At 73.2% G+C, this 15,908-nt stretch carries 14 protein-coding genes; 12 read left to right on the top strand and 2 right to left on the bottom strand.

The window, feature by feature from the left end; translation table 11 throughout:
• The 9 genes from ACFQGU_RS16800 to ACFQGU_RS16760 form a co-directional block, all read left to right on the top strand.
• Window positions 1-1,083, top strand: a 1,083-nt coding sequence (locus tag ACFQGU_RS16800) for an FAD-dependent oxidoreductase (protein WP_386768854.1), incomplete at its 5' end; no start/stop codon positions are given.
• Window positions 1,080-1,820 carry an SDR family NAD(P)-dependent oxidoreductase gene (locus ACFQGU_RS16795; RefSeq protein WP_386768853.1) on the top strand — a complete coding sequence of 247 codons (741 nt, stop codon included), beginning with the start codon at window positions 1,080-1,082 and terminating at the stop codon, window positions 1,818-1,820. The genes ACFQGU_RS16800 and ACFQGU_RS16795, both read left to right, overlap by 4 nt.
• On the top strand, window positions 1,817-2,608 hold the full coding sequence (locus tag ACFQGU_RS16790; protein WP_386768852.1) for an SDR family NAD(P)-dependent oxidoreductase: 792 nt from the start codon (window positions 1,817-1,819) through the stop codon (window positions 2,606-2,608). The genes ACFQGU_RS16795 and ACFQGU_RS16790 overlap by 4 nt, the downstream gene beginning before the upstream one ends.
• A 1-nt stretch (window position 2,609) precedes the next feature.
• Window positions 2,610-3,518, top strand: a complete 909-nt coding sequence (locus ACFQGU_RS16785) for a CoA transferase subunit A (RefSeq protein ID WP_386768851.1) — start codon at window positions 2,610-2,612, stop codon at window positions 3,516-3,518.
• Window positions 3,515-4,327 carry a CoA-transferase gene (locus tag ACFQGU_RS16780; RefSeq protein WP_386768850.1) on the top strand — a complete coding sequence of 271 codons (813 nt, stop codon included), beginning with the start codon at window positions 3,515-3,517 and terminating at the stop codon, window positions 4,325-4,327. The genes ACFQGU_RS16785 and ACFQGU_RS16780 overlap by 4 nt, the downstream gene beginning before the upstream one ends.
• On the top strand, window positions 4,324-6,381 hold the full coding sequence (locus ACFQGU_RS16775; protein ID WP_386768849.1) for an acetate--CoA ligase family protein: 2,058 nt from the start codon (window positions 4,324-4,326) through the stop codon (window positions 6,379-6,381). The genes ACFQGU_RS16780 and ACFQGU_RS16775 overlap by 4 nt, the downstream gene beginning before the upstream one ends.
• Before the next feature lie 173 nt (window positions 6,382-6,554).
• Window positions 6,555-7,937, top strand: coding sequence for an aldehyde dehydrogenase family protein (locus ACFQGU_RS16770; protein ID WP_386768848.1), 1,383 nt, complete (start codon window positions 6,555-6,557; stop codon window positions 7,935-7,937).
• Window positions 7,938-7,950: 13 nt separating this feature from the next.
• A complete protein-coding gene (locus ACFQGU_RS16765; RefSeq protein WP_386768847.1) occupies window positions 7,951-8,562 on the top strand; it encodes an MEDS domain-containing protein in 612 nt (203 codons plus the stop codon).
• A complete protein-coding gene (locus ACFQGU_RS16760) occupies window positions 8,559-10,208 on the top strand; it encodes a PucR family transcriptional regulator (RefSeq protein WP_386768846.1) in 1,650 nt (549 codons plus the stop codon). Before ACFQGU_RS16765 ends, ACFQGU_RS16760 begins: the two co-directional genes overlap by 4 nt.
• 39 nt (window positions 10,209-10,247) lie before the next feature.
• On the opposite strand, the gene ACFQGU_RS16755 is transcribed toward ACFQGU_RS16760, so the two are convergent.
• A complete protein-coding gene (locus tag ACFQGU_RS16755) occupies window positions 10,248-10,673 on the bottom strand; it encodes a hypothetical protein (RefSeq protein WP_386768845.1) in 426 nt (141 codons plus the stop codon).
• Between the two features lie 862 nt (window positions 10,674-11,535).
• On the opposite strand from ACFQGU_RS16755, the gene ACFQGU_RS16750 reads away from it, so the two are divergent.
• The 3 genes from ACFQGU_RS16750 to ACFQGU_RS16740 all read left to right on the top strand — a co-directional run bounded on the left by ACFQGU_RS16750 (window position 11,536) and on the right by ACFQGU_RS16740 (window position 14,355).
• Window positions 11,536-12,228: an RNA polymerase sigma factor gene (locus tag ACFQGU_RS16750; RefSeq protein ID WP_386768844.1), complete on the top strand. Its 693-nt coding sequence runs from the start codon at window positions 11,536-11,538 to the stop codon at window positions 12,226-12,228.
• A gap of 34 nt (window positions 12,229-12,262) precedes the next feature.
• A complete protein-coding gene (locus ACFQGU_RS16745) occupies window positions 12,263-12,982 on the top strand; it encodes a hypothetical protein (protein ID WP_386768843.1) in 720 nt (239 codons plus the stop codon).
• A 104-nt stretch (window positions 12,983-13,086) separates the two neighbouring features.
• Window positions 13,087-14,355: a CapA family protein gene (locus ACFQGU_RS16740; RefSeq protein WP_386768842.1), complete on the top strand. Its 1,269-nt coding sequence runs from the start codon at window positions 13,087-13,089 to the stop codon at window positions 14,353-14,355.
• Window positions 14,356-14,364: 9 nt separating this feature from the next.
• On the opposite strand, the gene ACFQGU_RS16735 is transcribed toward ACFQGU_RS16740, so the two are convergent.
• The coding region (locus tag ACFQGU_RS16735) for an acyltransferase family protein (protein WP_386768841.1) at window positions 14,365-15,908 on the bottom strand (1,544 nt) is incomplete at its 5' end.

The following is a 15,908-nucleotide window of genomic DNA, read 5'->3' as shown; positions in this document are numbered from 1 at the left end:
GTCCGGACGGCTGCGACCGCGACCGAGCTCGATGCCGAGGGGCGCTGGATCCTCTACCGCCAGGCCGACCGCACGCACCGGCTCTCCTACTCGAGCCTCGTGGTCACGGCCGGCGCCTCCCCCGTGCAGGTGGAGGTGCCGGCGGTCGGCGCCGACCGCACCTTCACGGTGCGCACCCTCGAGGAGGCCATCGCCCTGCGCGGACTCCTCGACGCGGGCAAGGTGGGGTCGGCCCTCGTCGTCGGCGGTGGGTACATCGGGCTGGAGATGGCCGAGGCGCTCGTCGCGCGCGGCTGCTCGGTCACCGTCGTGGAGCGCCTCGGGCAGGTGCTGCCCACCCTCGATCCGGAGCCCGCGGCCGTGGTGGAGGAGCACGTGCGCCAGCACGTCGACCTCCGGCTGGGCACCGATGCGACCGCCGTCGACCTGCCGGGCCTCGACCTCGCCGTCGTCAGCGTCGGCGTGCGGCCCGCGGCGACCCTCGCCGCGGCGGTCGGCGCGCAGACCGGACCGGCTGGCGCCCTCGTCGTCGACCCGGAGATGCGGACGACGGTGGACGGCGTCTGGGCCGCCGGCGACTGCGTGGCGCCGCAGCACCTCGTGACGGGGATGCCGGCGTACGTGCCCCTCGGCACGACGGCCAACAAGACCGGGCGGGTGGCCGGGACCGTCGCCGCCGGAGGCTCAGCGCGGTTCGCGGGCATCGTCGGCACCGCGGTCGTCAAGGTGTTCGATCTCGAGGTGGCGCGCACGGGGCTCACGCTCGCCGAGGCGCAGGCGGCAGGGATCCCCGCCCTCGCGACCGACGTCGTCCACCGCACCCGGGCCAAGTACTACCCCGGCGGCTCGGCCCTGCACGTCCGGCTGGTGCACGGCCAGGGCGGCCGGCTCCTCGGCGCGCAGATGGTCGGACGTGAGGGCGCGGCCCAGCGGATCGACGTGCTGGCCACCGCGCTGCAGACGGGCATGACCGTGGCGGACCTGACCGCGCTCGACCTCGCCTACGCACCGCCGTACTCGCCCGTGTACGACCCGATCCTCATCGCCGCCGAGAGCGCGGCCCGCCGCGGGGAGCCGTCATGACCGACACCCGACGAGTAGCCCTGGTGACCGGAGGCGCGTCCGGCATCGGCCAGGCGACCTGCCGACGGCTCGCCGCGGACGGGTTCCTGCTCGCCGTCGGCGATCTCGACGCCGCCGGCGCAGCGGACTCGGCCGGACCGGACGGCTACGCGGGCGCGCTCGACGTCGCCGACGAGTCCTCCGTCGACTCGTTCGTCGCAGCCGCTCGCGAGCGGCTCGGGCGCATCGACGTGCTGGTCAACAACGCCGGCATCACCGGCGACCGGACGGCGACGGTGCTGCACACGACGCCGGTCGCGGAGTGGGACAAGGTGATCGCGGTCAACGTGCGCGGCCCGTTCCTGCTGTCCCGTGCCGTCCTGCCGATCATGATCGAGCAGGGCGCGGGCCACGTCATCACGATCGCGTCGGTGGCGGGGCAGGTCGCCTTCCCCGGACGCAGCGCCTACACGACCTCCAAGGGGGCGGCGCTGCAGCTCGCGCGCTCCATCGCCGTCGACTACGCGTCCGCGGGCATCCGCAGCAACGCGGTCTGCCCGGGCATGGCCCACACGGCGATGACGTCGTGGCGGCTCGACGATCCGGTGCTGCGCGCAGAGGTCGAGGCGCGCATCCCGCTCGGCAGGGTGGCGTCGCCCGACGACGTCGCCGATCTCGTGTCGGTCCTGGCCTCGGACCGGCTCCACTACCTGACCGGCGCCGCGCTGGTCATCGACGGAGGGTATACAGCGCTGTGACTGCCACGGACTCGCACGAGGGAACGGGCCGGCTCGCCGGCAAGGTCGCCGTCATCACCGGCGCCGGCTCCGGCATCGGCCGCGCCGCGGCCCTGCTGTTCGCCGCGGAGGGGGCCGCCGTAGGCGTCCTCGACCGCGACGGCGCGGTGGCCGAGGAGACCACCGCGATGGTGACCGCCGCGGGCGGCCGCGCTCTCGCGCTCACGGCGGACGTCTCCAAGGCCGCCCAGGTCACGCAGGCAGCGGACGCCGTCGCCGCGGAGTTCGGCGGCATCGACGTCGTCTACAACAACGCCGGCGTCGACTCCCGCGGCTCGGTCGCCGTGGCGGAGGAGGCCGACTGGGACCGCTGCTTCGACGTGAACGTCAAGGGCACCTACCTCATGACGCAGGCCGCCCTGGCCCACATGGGCCCCGGCGGCTCGATCATCAACCAGGGCTCGGTCGCCGCGCTCGTCGGCGTGATGAACTTCGCCGCCTACTGCGCCGCCAAGGGCGCGGTGGTGGCCCTCACGCGCTCGATGGCCGTCGACCTCGCGGGCCGCGGGGTGCGCGCCAACGTCATCTGCCCCGGCACCGTCTACACCCCGCTCATGGAGCCGATGCTCCGCGCCCGCGGCGACGGCGACCTCGACCTCGGCCTCCAGCGCACCCTCGTGAAGTACCCCATCGGACGGCTCGGCGACGTCGCGGACATCGCCCGGGTGGCGCTGTTCCTCGCGAGCGACGAGGCCGCGTTCATGACGGGCTCCGTGGTCGCCGCCGACGGCGGCATGACCGCGCAGTGACATGAGCCGCTTCTTCCTCGACGTCGACAAGCGGACGACTCTCGCCGAGGCCGTGGCTCGCGTCTCGGACGGCGACACGGTCGCCCTCGGCGGCGGTCTGTGCGCACGGCTGCCCATGGCCATGGTGCGCGAGCTCGTGCGGCAGGGCCGCAGAGGGCTGCGCGTGGTCGGCTCGGCGCACAGCATCGACGTCGACCTGCTCATCGCCGCCGGCGCGGTGAGCGTGTGCGAGGAGTCCTACGTGGGCTTCGAGCAGGATCTTGGTCTGGCACCGGCCTTCCGGCGAGGAGCCGAGAGCGGTGCCGTCGAGGTGCGCGAGAGCTCGTGCGTCGTCATGCTCACGCAGCTGCGGGCCGCCGAGATGGGGGTGCCCTTCCTCCCCGTCCGGGGGCTGCTCGGCGGCGACCTGCTGACCCTGCACCCGGAGTGGGGGACGGTCACGTGCCCGTTCACCGGGCAGGAGCTCGCCGCGGTCCCGGCGCTCGCTCCGGACATCGCACTGCTGCACGCGCCGATCGGTGATGCGGCCGGCAACCTGCATCTCGACCAGCCGTACGTGCTCGACGAGCGGTTCGCCCACGCGTCCCGCGCGGTGATCGCCACCGTCGACGCCGTCGTCAGCACCGAGGAGGTCGTGGCGGCCGGGGTCACCGTGCCCGCCCACGTGGTCGCCGCCGTCGTCGAGGCGCCCTACGGCGCGCACCCGTCGTCGTGCTACCCGGGCTACGCGTACGACCGGCCGCACCTCGCCGAGTACGTCGCAGCGGCGACGGCCGGTCCGGATGCGGTCTCGGCGTATCTCGAGCGCTACGTGCTCCCCGGCGAGGACGCCTACCTCGCGCTGGTCGAGCCGGAGCGGCTCACCGCGTGGTCGACGTCGGACGAGGCCTGGATGGAGCTGTTCCGATGAGTGGCTGGACGCTGGACGAGTGGTTCGTCGTCACCCTCGCGCGCACGATCGTCGACCGCGAGGTGGTGTTCCACGGGTTCGCGAGCCCGTGCGCCCAGGTCGCGATGCACGTCGCCCGTCGCACGCATGCTCCCGGGTCAATGCTGATCGAGGGGGCGACGTACGCGGTCAACCCCGAGCCGGCCTTCGTGCCCCCGACCGGCAACGACCTGGCGCTGCACCGGGACGCGACGTACCGCATGCGTTTCGACGAGTTCTTCGACGCCGCGTGCCGCGGTGACGTCGACCGGATGTTCCTGTCAGGTGGGCAGATCGACGCGCACGGCAACACGAACGTCACGGCCATCGGCGGCATGGCGCGACCGAAGATCAAGCTCGGCGGAGGCGGTGGCGGGGCGAACATCTCGGCGACCATCGGCGCGCTCACGCTGTGGACCACGCGTCATCGCAGCGGCCGCACCCTCGTCGAGCAGCTGGACTTCCTCACCGACCTGGGGCACGTCACACCAGCAGGCACCCGCGAGCAGCTCGGGCACTCGGGCGGCGGTCCGGAGTGGCTCGTGACCGAGCTCGGCGTCTTCGACTACGTCGAGGGCCGCGCACGGCTGGTGGCGCGGTTCCCCGACGTCGATCTCGAGGAGATCGAGCGCACCACGGGCTTCGAGCTCGTCGTCGCGCAGGACCTCGCCGTCGTCGACGAGCCGACCCCGCAGGAGCTCGCCGAGGTGCGCGCGGTCGACCCGCTCGGCGTGCGTCGGTCGGAGTTCTCCGAGCAGGAGCTCGCCCGCCGGTTCGGCACGGCCGGATGAGCGACGGACGGCTGCTGGAGGCGCTGTTCGCACCGAAGCGGATCGCTCTGGTCGGAGCCTCGGACCGGCCGGGCAGCCTCGGTGCCCTGCTCGCAGCCAACCTCGCGTCGTTCCCGGGGGAGGTGCTGCCGGTGCGGGCGGGGGAGTCGCTCCGCGACCTGGGGGTGCCGGTCGACCTGGCCGTCGTCGCCGTCCCCGCGGCCGCCGCACCGCAGGTGGCGGCCGACGCCGCGGCCGCCGGCGTCACGGCGATGATCGTGCTCTCGGGCGGGTTCGCGGAGTCGGGGCCCGACGGTGCCCTGCTGCAGGAGGAGATGCTGCGCGCGGCCGCCCCCGAGGGTGGTTCCCGGGTGCGCGTCGTGGGGCCCAACTGCTTCGGCGTGCAGAACTGCGACCTCCCGCTGAACGCCTCGATCGCGCGCGGAACGCCCGTCGGCGGCGGCGGCATCTCGGTCGTGAGCCAGTCCGGCGCGTACGGGATGGCGGTGCACGACCTCGCGCACGAGGAGCACGTGCGCTTCGCCAAGGTGTGCGCCCCGGGCAACACGTCCGACGTCAGCGTCGCGGAACTCCTCGAGGCGCTCGGCGAGGATCCCGCGACCACCACCGTGTGCATGCTGCTCGAGTCGGTCGCCGACGGCAGGGAGCTGATGGCGACCGCGCGGGCCGTGGCTGCCCGGGTGCCGGTGTTCGTCCTCAAGACCGGCAGGTCCGAGGCCGGAGCGAGGGCGGCGACGTCGCACACCGCTGCGCTGGCGTCGAGCGCGGCCGTGTGGCGGGGTGCGCTGCACCAGGCGGGACTCGTCGAGGTGCGCAGCGGCCAGGAGCTGCTCGACGCCGCGCGCGCCGTCGACGGCCAACCGCTGCCGGCGGGCGACCGGGTCGCCATCATCACCAACAGCGGCGGCACCGGCGTCGAGCTCGCCGACCTGCTCGCCGACGAAGGCCTCGCCGTGCCCGCGCTGAGCCCGGCGCTCCAGGAACGCGTCCGCGCGCTGCTCCCGGCCTACGCCTCGCCCGTCAACCCGGTCGACGTGACGACCGCCTGGTCGCTGTTCCCGACCATCTACCCGGCGCTCGTCGACCTGCTCGCCCGCTCCGGGGAGGTGGACGCCGTGGTGGCCGTGCTCCTGCAGCGGTCGGCCACCGACCCCGCCACCGTGCAGGGCGTCGCAGCCGCGGTCCAGGCGCTGCGCGCCGACGGGGTCGCCGTGCCGGTGCACGTCTGCTGGGTGGCGCCTCGGTCCGCGGACGACCTGGCCCGTGAGCTCCAGGGCGCGGGCGTGCCCGTGCTGCCCTGGCCGCCGCGAGCGGCCCGGGCGCTCGGGCTGGCTCGCCGGGCCGCTCGCGCCCGCGACCGCCTCGCGCGCGGGTCTGCAGCGCCCAGGACCGCTCCGGGCTCGACGCCGGGCCCCGACGTCGACGTCACCGACCCCGAGGCGGCTGCTCGCCTGCTGCGCGGGTTCGGCGTCGAGGTCGTGGCCTCGGTCGAGTGCCGCACGGCGGAGGAGGCGGAGCAAGCCGCGTCGTTCCCCGCCGTGGTGAAGGTCGGGCGGGCGGCGCACCGGACCGAGCTCGACGGCGTACGCCTCGGTCTGAGCGACCGCGCCGAGGTGCGCGCCGCGGCAGCCGAGCTGCTGCTGCGCTCGCCCACGGTGCTGGTCTCGCCGCAGCTCGCGGGCGTCGAGGTGGCGGTCGGCGCCGTGCGCGACCCCGACTTCGGGCCGGTGGTGATGGTGGGTGCCGGCGGGATCTGGGTGGAGACCCTGGACGACACCGCGTTCGCCCTGGCCCCCCTCGGGCTGGACGACGCGCGCGAGCTCGTCGCCGGGCTCCGGATCCACGCGGTGCTGGCCGGGGGGCGCGGCCAGGAACCGGCCGACCTCGAGGCCCTGGCCCGGCTGCTGGTCGCCGCCGGCGACGCTCTCGTCGGCCTGCCCGACGTCGCGGCCCTCGACCTCAACCCCGTGCTGGTCTCCGCACAGGCGGCGGTCGCCGTCGACTGGAAGCTGCTGCCGGGCGGCAGCTCGGCACGCGTTCGGGACCAGTGGTGACCGGATCTTCGTCCCATCAGGACGAGGTTTCCCGGAGCCCTGCGCCGTAACTTCCGCTTAACGAGCCGACCCAGGCACACCCCGGGAATCGACCCTCGAGACCCCCAGCCCAGCCCCGTCCCAGCCCCGCCCCGCGACGCCCCCGGCGACGCGCTGACCGTCAGGAGATCCCCGTGGAGGTGGCCGAGGTCGTAGCGCGCGCCCGCGCTGCGCAGTCCGAGATCGCCGAGTGGGACGCCGACCGCGTCCACGAGCTGACGACCGCGGTCGCGTACGCCGTGGCCCGCAAGGACCGCGCGGAGGCGCTCGCCCGGCTCGCCGTCGACGAGGCCGGCTTCGGGAACTACGAGGACAAGGTCACCAAGATCGAGCGGCGCGTGCTCGGGGTGCTCTCCGACCTGCGCGAGACGCCGACCGTGGGCATCGTCGAGGAGGACCCGGCTCGCGGTCTGGTGAAGATCGCCAAGCCCGTGGGTGTCGTCGCCGGCCTCGTCCCGACGACGGGCCCGGACGCCACTCCGCCCGTCAAGGCGCTCTGCGCCCTGGCCGGCCGCAACGCGATCGTGTTCGCCGCGCACCCGCGCAGCAAGCGCACGACCGACGCCGTCGTGGGCTTCATGCGGGAGGCGTGCGAGCAGGTCGGGGCACCGGCGGACCTCGTGCAGGTCCTGCCCGAGGCCAAGATCGCGTACACCCAGGAGCTCATGCACCAGGTCGACCTCATCGTGGCGACGGGCGGTGCGGGCATGGTCAAGGCGGCGTACAGCTCCGGCACCCCGGCGTTCGGGGTCGGCGTCGGCAACGCGGTCCACGTCGTCGACGAGACCGCAGACCTCGCCGACGCTGCCGCCGCCATCGTGGCGGCCAAGACCTTCGACTACGCGACGAGCTGCCTCGCGGACAACTCGGTCGTGGCCCACGACTCGGTCTACGACGACCTCGTGGCGCGGCTGACGGCCGCCGGCGGGCACGTCTGCGACGACGACCAGAAGGCTGCCCTCCAGGCCGCGATGTGGCCCGACGGCGGAGAGATCCCCACGCCCGACGTCATCGCGAAGTCGGCTCCGCACATCGCGGCACTCGCCGGGATCGACGTACCCGCCTCGACCACGTTCCTCATCGTGCACGAGGACGGGGTCGGTCACGACCACCCGTTCAGCGGCGAGAAGCTCTCCGTCGTGCTCGCCCTGTACCGCTACTCTGGCGCGATCGACAACGCGGTCGCCCAGGTCAACGCCATCACCGGCTACCAGGGCCTGGGGCACACCTGCGGCATCCACACGACCAGCGACGCCCACGTCGACGCGCTGGCGTTCGGCACCAAGACCGCGCGCGTGCTGGTCAACCAGAACCTCAACGAGGGTGCGGGGAGCGCACGCAACGGTCTCCCGTTCACCCTGAGCCTGTCGTGCGGGACGTGGGGCGGCGGGATCACGACCGAGAACGTGAACGCCCGGCACTTCGTCAACCTCACCTGGGTCTCCAGGCCGTCGGTGACGCGCCGGGTCGACGCAGAGTCCCTGTTCGCCGCACACTTCGACAAGTACGGCCGATGACGGGAGCTGATCGATGACGACGATCCCCTTCGCGCTCGATCGACCGGGCGTGGCCATCGCCCCGGGCGATCACATCTGCGCGTTCTACCGCGGACGCGACCAGCGCGACGAGGTGCTGCTCCCCTTCCTGCGTGACGGCCTCGTCGAGGGGCACAAGTGCATCGCGGTGATGGACGATCCCGACGTCGAGCAGGTGACCAACCCGCTCTCGCTCGTCCTCGACATCGAGAGCGCACTGCTCACCGGACAGCTCGAGCTGCTGAGCAGCGACAAGGCGTACCTGTCCGAGGGGCACTTCTCGACCGGGCGCATGCTCGACTTCTGGGAGTCGAACGTCGGCCAAGCCGTCGGCCCGGGCGGGTTCCCCTTCGTGCGGTCCGTGGGCGAGATGACGTGGGCCCTGCGCGACATGCCCGGGGTCGACCAGCTGGTGCGCTACGAGGCTCGGCTCAACCGGTTCCTGCCGAGGTATCCGCAGGTGATCCTGTGCCTGTACGACCTCGAGCGGTTCACCGACGGCAGGATCCTCATGGAGATGCTCAAGACGCACCCCAAGGTCCTGATGTCGGGCCAGGTGCTCGAGAACCCGTGGTACGTCGAACCGGAAGACGACCCGGCGGCATGACCGGGCCCGAGCTGGAGGTCTCGGACCAGCTCGGGCGTGGGCTGCTCTCCACCATGCGCAGCCTGCTCGTGCTGGGGCAGCTCATGACCGAGAGCTCGGGTGAACGTCAGATCCTCGAGCTCGCGATGACGGCCGTCCCGTCGCTGGCTCGTTGCCGGGTGGCGTCGTTGGAGCCGGGCGAGCACGCCGGCCTGGACCGCACGACGACCGGCAACGGGCCGGTGGGCGGGCCGGTCGAGGTGAGCGGCGCCGCCTGGGGCTGGGGCTACCCGCTGGGGAGCCCTCCCGGACGCTTCGGCGTCCTCGTCGTCGCGGCCGACGAGGAACCGACGAGCGAGGAGCAGTTCCTGCTGCGCGCGCTGGCGCAGCAGACGGGCGCAGCGCTGGCCAACCGGCATCTGCACGCACAGGAGCTCGCTGCGGCCGAGGAGCTCTCGGAGGTCAACGAGCGGCTGCGCGGATCCCTCGGCGCCCTCGAGCGCAGCATCGAGATCCACGACCGGCTGACCGCCGTCGCTGTCTCGGGCGAAGGTCGCGACGGCATCGCCCGCGCTGTGCACGAGCTCACGGGTCTGCCGGTCGCCATCGAGGACCGGTACGGCAACCTCAAGGCGTGGGCCGGTCCGCAGCGGCCGGAGCCGTATCCCAAGGATTCCGCCCGCAGGCGCGAGGACCTGCTGCGCCGCGCTCGCGCGTCCAACCGCCCCATTCGCGAGGGGGGCAGCCTGATCGCCCTGGCGCACCCGCAGGGCGACGTCCTCGGCGTGATCAGCCTCGTCGACCCGGGAGGTCAGGCCGGCGAGCACGACGTGATGGCGCTCGAGCACGGGGCCACCATCCTGGCGATGGAGCTCGCCCGCGTGCGCAGCCTCGCCGAGAGCGAGCTCCGCGTACGTCGCGACCTGGTGGACGAGCTGCTCAACGGCACGGAGGAGGAGAGCGCGCTGGCCCGCGCTGCCGCTCTCGGCTACGACCTGCAGCGGCCGCACCGGGTCGTGCTGGTCGAGGGTGGTCGCGGCAGCATCGGGATCGACGCGCTGTTCCAAGCCGTGCGCATCGCGGCGAGGGACGAGGGCGCGGGCAGCCTGCTGGTGGCCCGTGGCTCGCAGGTGGTGCTCCTTGCCGACCGGGAGTCGGACTGGGAGGCGCTGCGACAGTCAATCATCCGCGGCCTCGGCGGCGCGAGCGTGCGCCTCGCCGTAGGGGAGGAGTGCGGAGCCGTCTCGGACTTCCCGCAGTCGTTCCGGCAGTCGCGCCTGGCCCTGCAGCTCATGCGCTCGGCGGAGTGGTCCGACCAGGCTGTGCGCTTCGACGACCTCGGGGTCTACCGGCTCCTCGTCGGCGCCGAAGACCTCGGGGAGGTCGAGCGGTTCATCCAGCGCTGGATCGGCTCGCTGCTGGAGTACGACGAGAAGCGCAACTCCGAGCTGGTGCGCACGCTCATGCACTACCTGCAGCACGTCGGCAACTACGTCGCGACCGCCGGGTCGCTGATCGTGCACCGCAACACCCTCAAGTACCGGCTGCAGCGCATCCGGCAGATCTCCGGCCTGGACCTGTCCGACCCCGAGGTGTTCTTCAACCTCCAGCTCGCCACCCGCGCATGGCAGACGCTCACAGCCCTGCGGAGCGGTCCCGCGTCCTGACGCGTGCCCGTCCCGCCCGGGGTGCCTACGACGGTCGCCCTAGAAGCGGAACGGTCGCGGGGCTTCCTTCAGCGCGGCCCGCGGGATGGTGTCGAGCGTCAGGCGCGTCGGGCGCAGCACCTCGTCGACGAGGGCCGGCACGGTCCACCCGAGCCCGGCACCGTGCTCGGTGATGCTCACGCGGTAGAGCGTGATGTCGTAGCGCGAGGGCACGCCGTAGGTCACGTGGACCGCGCCGACGGCGACGGCGTCGCCCGGGTCGTGCGCCGAGCGCCAGGGCTGGTCGTAGCGAGTCCACGATCCGGTGCTGGTGTCCCAGACGCCGTTGTGCCGGACGTCGATCGCGCTGAGCCCCATGATCACGACGTGCCCGGGCTCCTCGGCGAGGACGGCGGCAGGGTGGATCTGCTCGGTGACGGCCGTTGGCGGGTGGAGCTCGGTGATGAAGGTCTCGAGGGTGGTCACGGTGTGCTCCCGCTGGATGAGTGCGATGACTGCTGCACGTTCCCGACGGTGGTGGCACTGGGCAGCTCGGCCGCGAGGCCGGGCGGTGCATGAAGGATCGAGATGAGAAGACCCAGGGCCACCACCGGCGGACCCACCAGGCGGACGACGTCCCTGCCGGTGTGCCAGGGGCGCCCCGACGTCCGGTCGAAGCTCCGGCGGGTGCTCGCACCCGTGGAGCGGGTGTGCGTACCGCCGATGCTCTTCATGACGCCGACCTCGTGAGGTATCAGGACACTCCCGCAATCGCGCTGCGTGCCCGTGCGGTCACGGCATCGCCGGACCTGAACCCGTTCGGGCCAATGAGCACGGATTGAGGACGCGAGGGGCTCCGAGGCGGAGGCAGGGGAGGGCGGCGTGGGCGCCCATGGCTCGGATGCCGCAGCGGGCGACGCCGCTGCCCACTGCGACATCCGAGCCCATCGCGGACTGGCACCGCGAGGCTGGCCCACCTGGGTGGCTCTCCCCCGCAAAGGGAGCGCCACCCAGGTGGCAGGGTCTGCCGCCGGGAGGTCAGGGCCCGCTCGACCGACCGTGCCGGCGACCGGGTGGGACGACCGTTCGCCGACGTCGTGCTCGTGCCGCAGACCGACACCCCCGTGCTGCCGATCGACCGCCGAGCAGTTCACCCCTGCCATCGCTGCGCGTGCCCGGGCGGTCACGGGTACGCCGCCGATTCACCCATCTGCAGCAACGGGAATCGCCACCCCGACCACTGAGCAGGGCATCGTGCCGCCCCACGGGTGACGCCTCCCGTCCCACGGTTCAGACGCGCGCCTCGGCAGACGATGCTGAGAGGAGTCACGACGAGGGGACGACGGCGATGGGCTGGACGGCGCGCGCACGGCGCGACGCGACGCCCCAGCACGATCTCGACGCCTGGGTGACGGCGGCGCGGGCCGGGGACACCGACGCGTTCGGCTGGATCTGGCAGGCGCTCTCGCCCCGCGTCAACGGCTACCTGAAGGCCCGCGGCGTGACCGCCGCGGACGACGTCACCAGCGACGTCTTCCTCGCGGCGTTCTCCTCGATCGGCACCTTCACCGGCGACGCCGCGGCGTTCCGCTCCTGGCTGTTCACGATCGCCCACCACAAGGCCGTCGACGTGCTGCGCCGCAAGGTGGACGTCGACGAGTACACGCCCGAGGCCGACCCGCGCAGCAGCGCGAGCGCCGAGGACGACGCGATGGACGAGATCGTCGACGTCGAGGTGCGCGCGATGCTCGCCGCCCTCACGCCCGAGCAGCGCGAGGTGCTGCTCCTGCGCACGATCGGCGACCTCTCGGTGGAGCAGGTGGCCGAGGCCACCGGTCGCACCGTCGGCGCGGTCAAGCAGCTGCACCACCGCGCGGTCGCAGCGGCCCGCCGTGCCGCCGAGGACCGCGCTGCGGCGGTGCGTGTGGCGGCCGACCGCGGCACGCCCGACCGGCCGCCGGCACGCCGCGGCGCCCCCGACCGCGCCGGCCAGGGCCGCCCGCCCGACGCGCGGGTCAGGACGGCGTTCGAGCACCCGTAACCTGCGGGGCTCCCCAACCGATGACGGAGACGTGATGAGCACGCTGACCTCACGCGGGGTCGAGATGACGCTGCGGGCCTGGGCCGACGCCCAGCGGCCCGTGCCGTCGCCTGCGCTTGCTCAGCTCATGGGTCCGCTCGTCCCGCTGCCCGCCCTCGCCCTCCCGACGGGGCACCTCGGCGGCGCAGCCACGCAGGCCGGTCTCAGCACCAAGGTGATCGCGAGCATCGCCGCGGTCGCCGTCACGGGTGCGGCAGCTGTCGGGATCTCCCGGCTGCGCTCGGACGACGTCGAGCCCCCGCGGCCTCCGCAGTCCGTCGCTCCGGTCGTCCCCGGCGTCGAGCCGCGGCCGGACGCGCCCGGACCCGTCCTCAGCACGCCCGCACCGATGGAGAGCGAGAGCGCCGAGCCGGAGCCGGCCGAGTCGCGCACGGCGGAAGAGCGGATCGGGCCCGCTCCGACGCGCTCGAGCACGCCGCGCGCGCAGGAGACAGAGGCCGCCGATAGCGACCGTGACGACGACGGTGATGCCGAGGTGCGCCCGACCGCCACCCGCACGGCGAAGGACGACGACAAGGACTCTGACGGCCCGGCGCGGACGGGCTCGACGGGCGCCGAGCCCACCGCGACGGCCAGCCAGAGCCCGGCGCCGAGCGCGACGGCCACCCCTGCACCCACGCCGAAACCGAGCAACGGCCCCCAGGGCAATGGTCCGAGCGGCCAGCACGGCGACGACCACGACGACCAGGACTGATGCCGTGGCTCCGGCCGTCGGCTGAGCCGGCGATCCCTGCAACGCGCTGGTTCCGCCGCATTGTCCGTGCGGCGCCGCGCGCACGGCTCACATAAGGTCCCGCCATGCAGGCGGAACCCCCCTTCATCGGCGGGTCACGACATGCGCGCACCGTCAGCCTCCTGGCCGCGGCGGCGGCCCTGAGCCTCGCCGGCTGCTCGCTCACGGGCGCCGAGTCCGCGACGCCCACCGCGTCCCCGATGCCGACCTCCGCGTCACCCAGCCCGGCGGCCTCGACCCGCGCCGCGCCGTCGCCGGAGCCCACGACCCCCGAGCCGACGGAGACGTCGTCGTCGCCCGAGTCCGAGCCGCCGGCCACGCCCGACCCCACCGCGAGCGCGGGGCAGGGCGACGGCGGCACCGCGACGTTGGTGTTCACCGGCGAGGTGCTCATGCACCAGTCGCTCATCGACCGAGCGCTGAACAACGGCGGCGGCCGCACCTTCGATTTCCGCCCGATGTTCACGGCGATCAAGCCGATCATCGCGGGCGCGGACCTGGCGGTCTGCCACCTCGAGTTGCCGGTGATCCCGAAGGGCGAGGGCATGGAGCCCCGCTACGCCACGCCGCCCCAGGTGATCGACGCCCTGAAGGACTCCGGGTTCGACCGCTGCTCGACGGCGTCCAACCACGCCCTCGACCGCGGCGCCCGCGGCTCGGACGCCACGCTCGCTGCCTTCACGCGCACCGGCCTCACCCAGGCGGGCACCTCCGGCGGGCCCGGTGGTCTCGAGCCCACCGTGCTCGACGTCGCGGGCTTCAAGGTCACGCACCTGTCGTACACCGAGGTCGGCGGCCTCCCGATCCCCGCCGACCAGCCCTGGCGGATGGCGACGGCGCAGCGCGAGCGGATCGTCGCCGACGTCAAGAAGGCGCGGGCGCTCGGCGCGGAGTACGTCGTGGTGTCGATGCACGACGCCGACGAGCTCAACTACACCCCCACGAACAACCAGACCCGGTGGGACAACTGGCTGCTGGAGAAGGCCGACGTCGACCTCGTCGTCGGCACGGGGAGCCACGTGCCCGAGCCGGAGGCCGCGGTCACCGACGGCTTCGCGCTGTACGGCCTCGGCAACCTCATCAACTGGCGCCCCAACGCGCGCGACAGCGTGATCGGACGCGTCACGCTGAGCCGCGACTCCGACGGCAAGGTCGTGGCCCGCAAGCCGGAGCTCATCCCGACCTTCACGGTCGAGGCCCTCGGCTACCAGGTGCTCGACGCCCGCAACTACAAGGGCTCGCAGCTCGACCCCGACGTCCGGGCGGCCCTGCGCGAGTCGTACCAGCGGGTGAAGCCGTACGTCGGCCAGTTCGTCCCGGACAGCACCACCTAGCACCCGGGTTCAGCGGGAGATCGCCTCGCGCAGCAGCTGGGCGTACGCGTCGGCGCCGTCCGGCCTCATGTGGATGCCGTCGGGGTAGAACCACGCCCGCTTGCCGCGGGAGTAGTCCTCCCAGTCAGCGAGCCGCACGTTGCCGTCGGCGTACTTCGCCGCGAGGCGCCGGATGATCGCGTTGTCCTCCGGCGTCCACGATCGTGGCGCCTTCACCGTCACCAGCACGACGCGCGAGCGGTCCTGCAGCACCTGCAGCAGGTCGTCGAACTGCTGCTCGTCGATGCTTCCGTTGGTGCCGGTATGGATCACGACCACCGCGCCGAGCTTGCCCGCGGCGCGGCGGTCGAGGATCCGCTGGAACACCTCCCACGACGGCCTGCTCACCGTCGCGTCGACGGTGGAGCCGGGGAACATCTCGAGCACGGAGTCGCGCGCGCCGAGCAGGACCGAGTCGCCGACTGCGGTGAACGACAGCCCGAACGCGTCCTCGCCCGCGGCGAGCTCGGGCCGGTCGGACGGACGCGTCGAGGTCGGGCTCGGGCTCGGCGACGCCGTGCCGGTCGCGCTGGTCGTCGGCGTCGGTGTCGGCGAGGTCGACGACGGCAGCGGCGTGAGGCTCTCGTTGCCGACGCCGTCCACGCCGCCGAGGGTCTCCTCGAAGGTCGTCGTCCGCGCGTTCGCGAGCCCGAGGCCCAACGCCGCGACGACGGTCAGCGTCGTCACGACGGCGACGGCCGAGCGGCCGGCGAGCGCGAAGCCGCCGGCCTCCTTCCAGCGGGTCCAGGCTCGACCGATGAGGCCGTGGCGGATCGGCGTCTCGACGTAGCGGTACGAGAGCTCGGCGAGCGCCAAGGTGATCGCCAGGCGCAGGGCCTGCACCTCGAGGCCCTCGGCGTCGAGGTCGATGCCCGGACGCAGCACCATGAAGACGGGCCAGTGCCAGAGGTAGATGCCGTAGGACCGCTCGCCGATCCAGCGCAGCGGCTGCGCACCGAGCACGGTCGCGAACGACGACGACGTCACCGACGCCGCGGCCACGAACCCCGCGGTGATCAGCCCCACCACGAGGAAGCCGCCGAGGTAGAGGAGAGGGGAGTCGTAGCCGACGAACCAGAACGTCGCCAGCAGCGCGAGGAGCGAGACGACACCGAGACCTGTCGCCGCTCGCCGCCCCCGCGCGGTCACGACGGCGTTGATCCGCGCGGCCTTCCACACGGTTGCGAGGGCTGCGCCCACGAGCAGGGTCATCGCGTGGGTGTCCGACCCGAAGTACACCCGGCTCGGGTCAGCCGCCTCAGGCATCCCCTGCGCGACCGAGATCCACACCATCGCCGCCGTCGAGACCAGAGCCCCCACCACAGCGCCCACCCGGATCCCCCGGGTGCGGCCCACCTTCCACAGCAACCAGCACAGCACCGGCCACAGCAGGTAGAACTGCTCCTCCACCGCCAACGACCACAGGTGCTGCAGCATCGGCGGACGGCCCGTCGCCTCGAAGTACGACGTGTCCCCCAGCACGTACCACCAGTTCGTCACGTAGAGGAACGCCG

The sequence above is a fragment of the Longivirga aurantiaca genome, from assembly GCF_042660085.1.
GTDB classification, from domain to species: Bacteria; Actinomycetota; Actinomycetes; order S36-B12; family CAIYMF01; genus Longivirga; species Longivirga aurantiaca.
Note: the sequence above shows the minus strand (reverse complement) of the source record. Positions and strands in the feature narration are given on the sequence as shown.

Coding starts and splice junctions, on each gene's coding strand:
- ACFQGU_RS16750 (WP_386768844.1), top strand. CDS start 11,536: ATGGGCTGGACGGCGCGCGCACGGCGCGACGCGACGCCCCAGCACGAT.
- ACFQGU_RS16795 (WP_386768853.1), top strand. CDS start 1,080: ATGACCGACACCCGACGAGTAGCCCTGGTGACCGGAGGCGCGTCCGGC.
- ACFQGU_RS16740 (WP_386768842.1), top strand. CDS start 13,087: ATGCAGGCGGAACCCCCCTTCATCGGCGGGTCACGACATGCGCGCACC.
- ACFQGU_RS16785 (WP_386768851.1), top strand. CDS start 2,610: ATGAGCCGCTTCTTCCTCGACGTCGACAAGCGGACGACTCTCGCCGAG.
- ACFQGU_RS16760 (WP_386768846.1), top strand. CDS start 8,559: ATGACCGGGCCCGAGCTGGAGGTCTCGGACCAGCTCGGGCGTGGGCTG.
- ACFQGU_RS16765 (WP_386768847.1), top strand. CDS start 7,951: ATGACGACGATCCCCTTCGCGCTCGATCGACCGGGCGTGGCCATCGCC.
- ACFQGU_RS16775 (WP_386768849.1), top strand. CDS start 4,324: ATGAGCGACGGACGGCTGCTGGAGGCGCTGTTCGCACCGAAGCGGATC.
- ACFQGU_RS16780 (WP_386768850.1), top strand. CDS start 3,515: ATGAGTGGCTGGACGCTGGACGAGTGGTTCGTCGTCACCCTCGCGCGC.
- ACFQGU_RS16745 (WP_386768843.1), top strand. CDS start 12,263: ATGAGCACGCTGACCTCACGCGGGGTCGAGATGACGCTGCGGGCCTGG.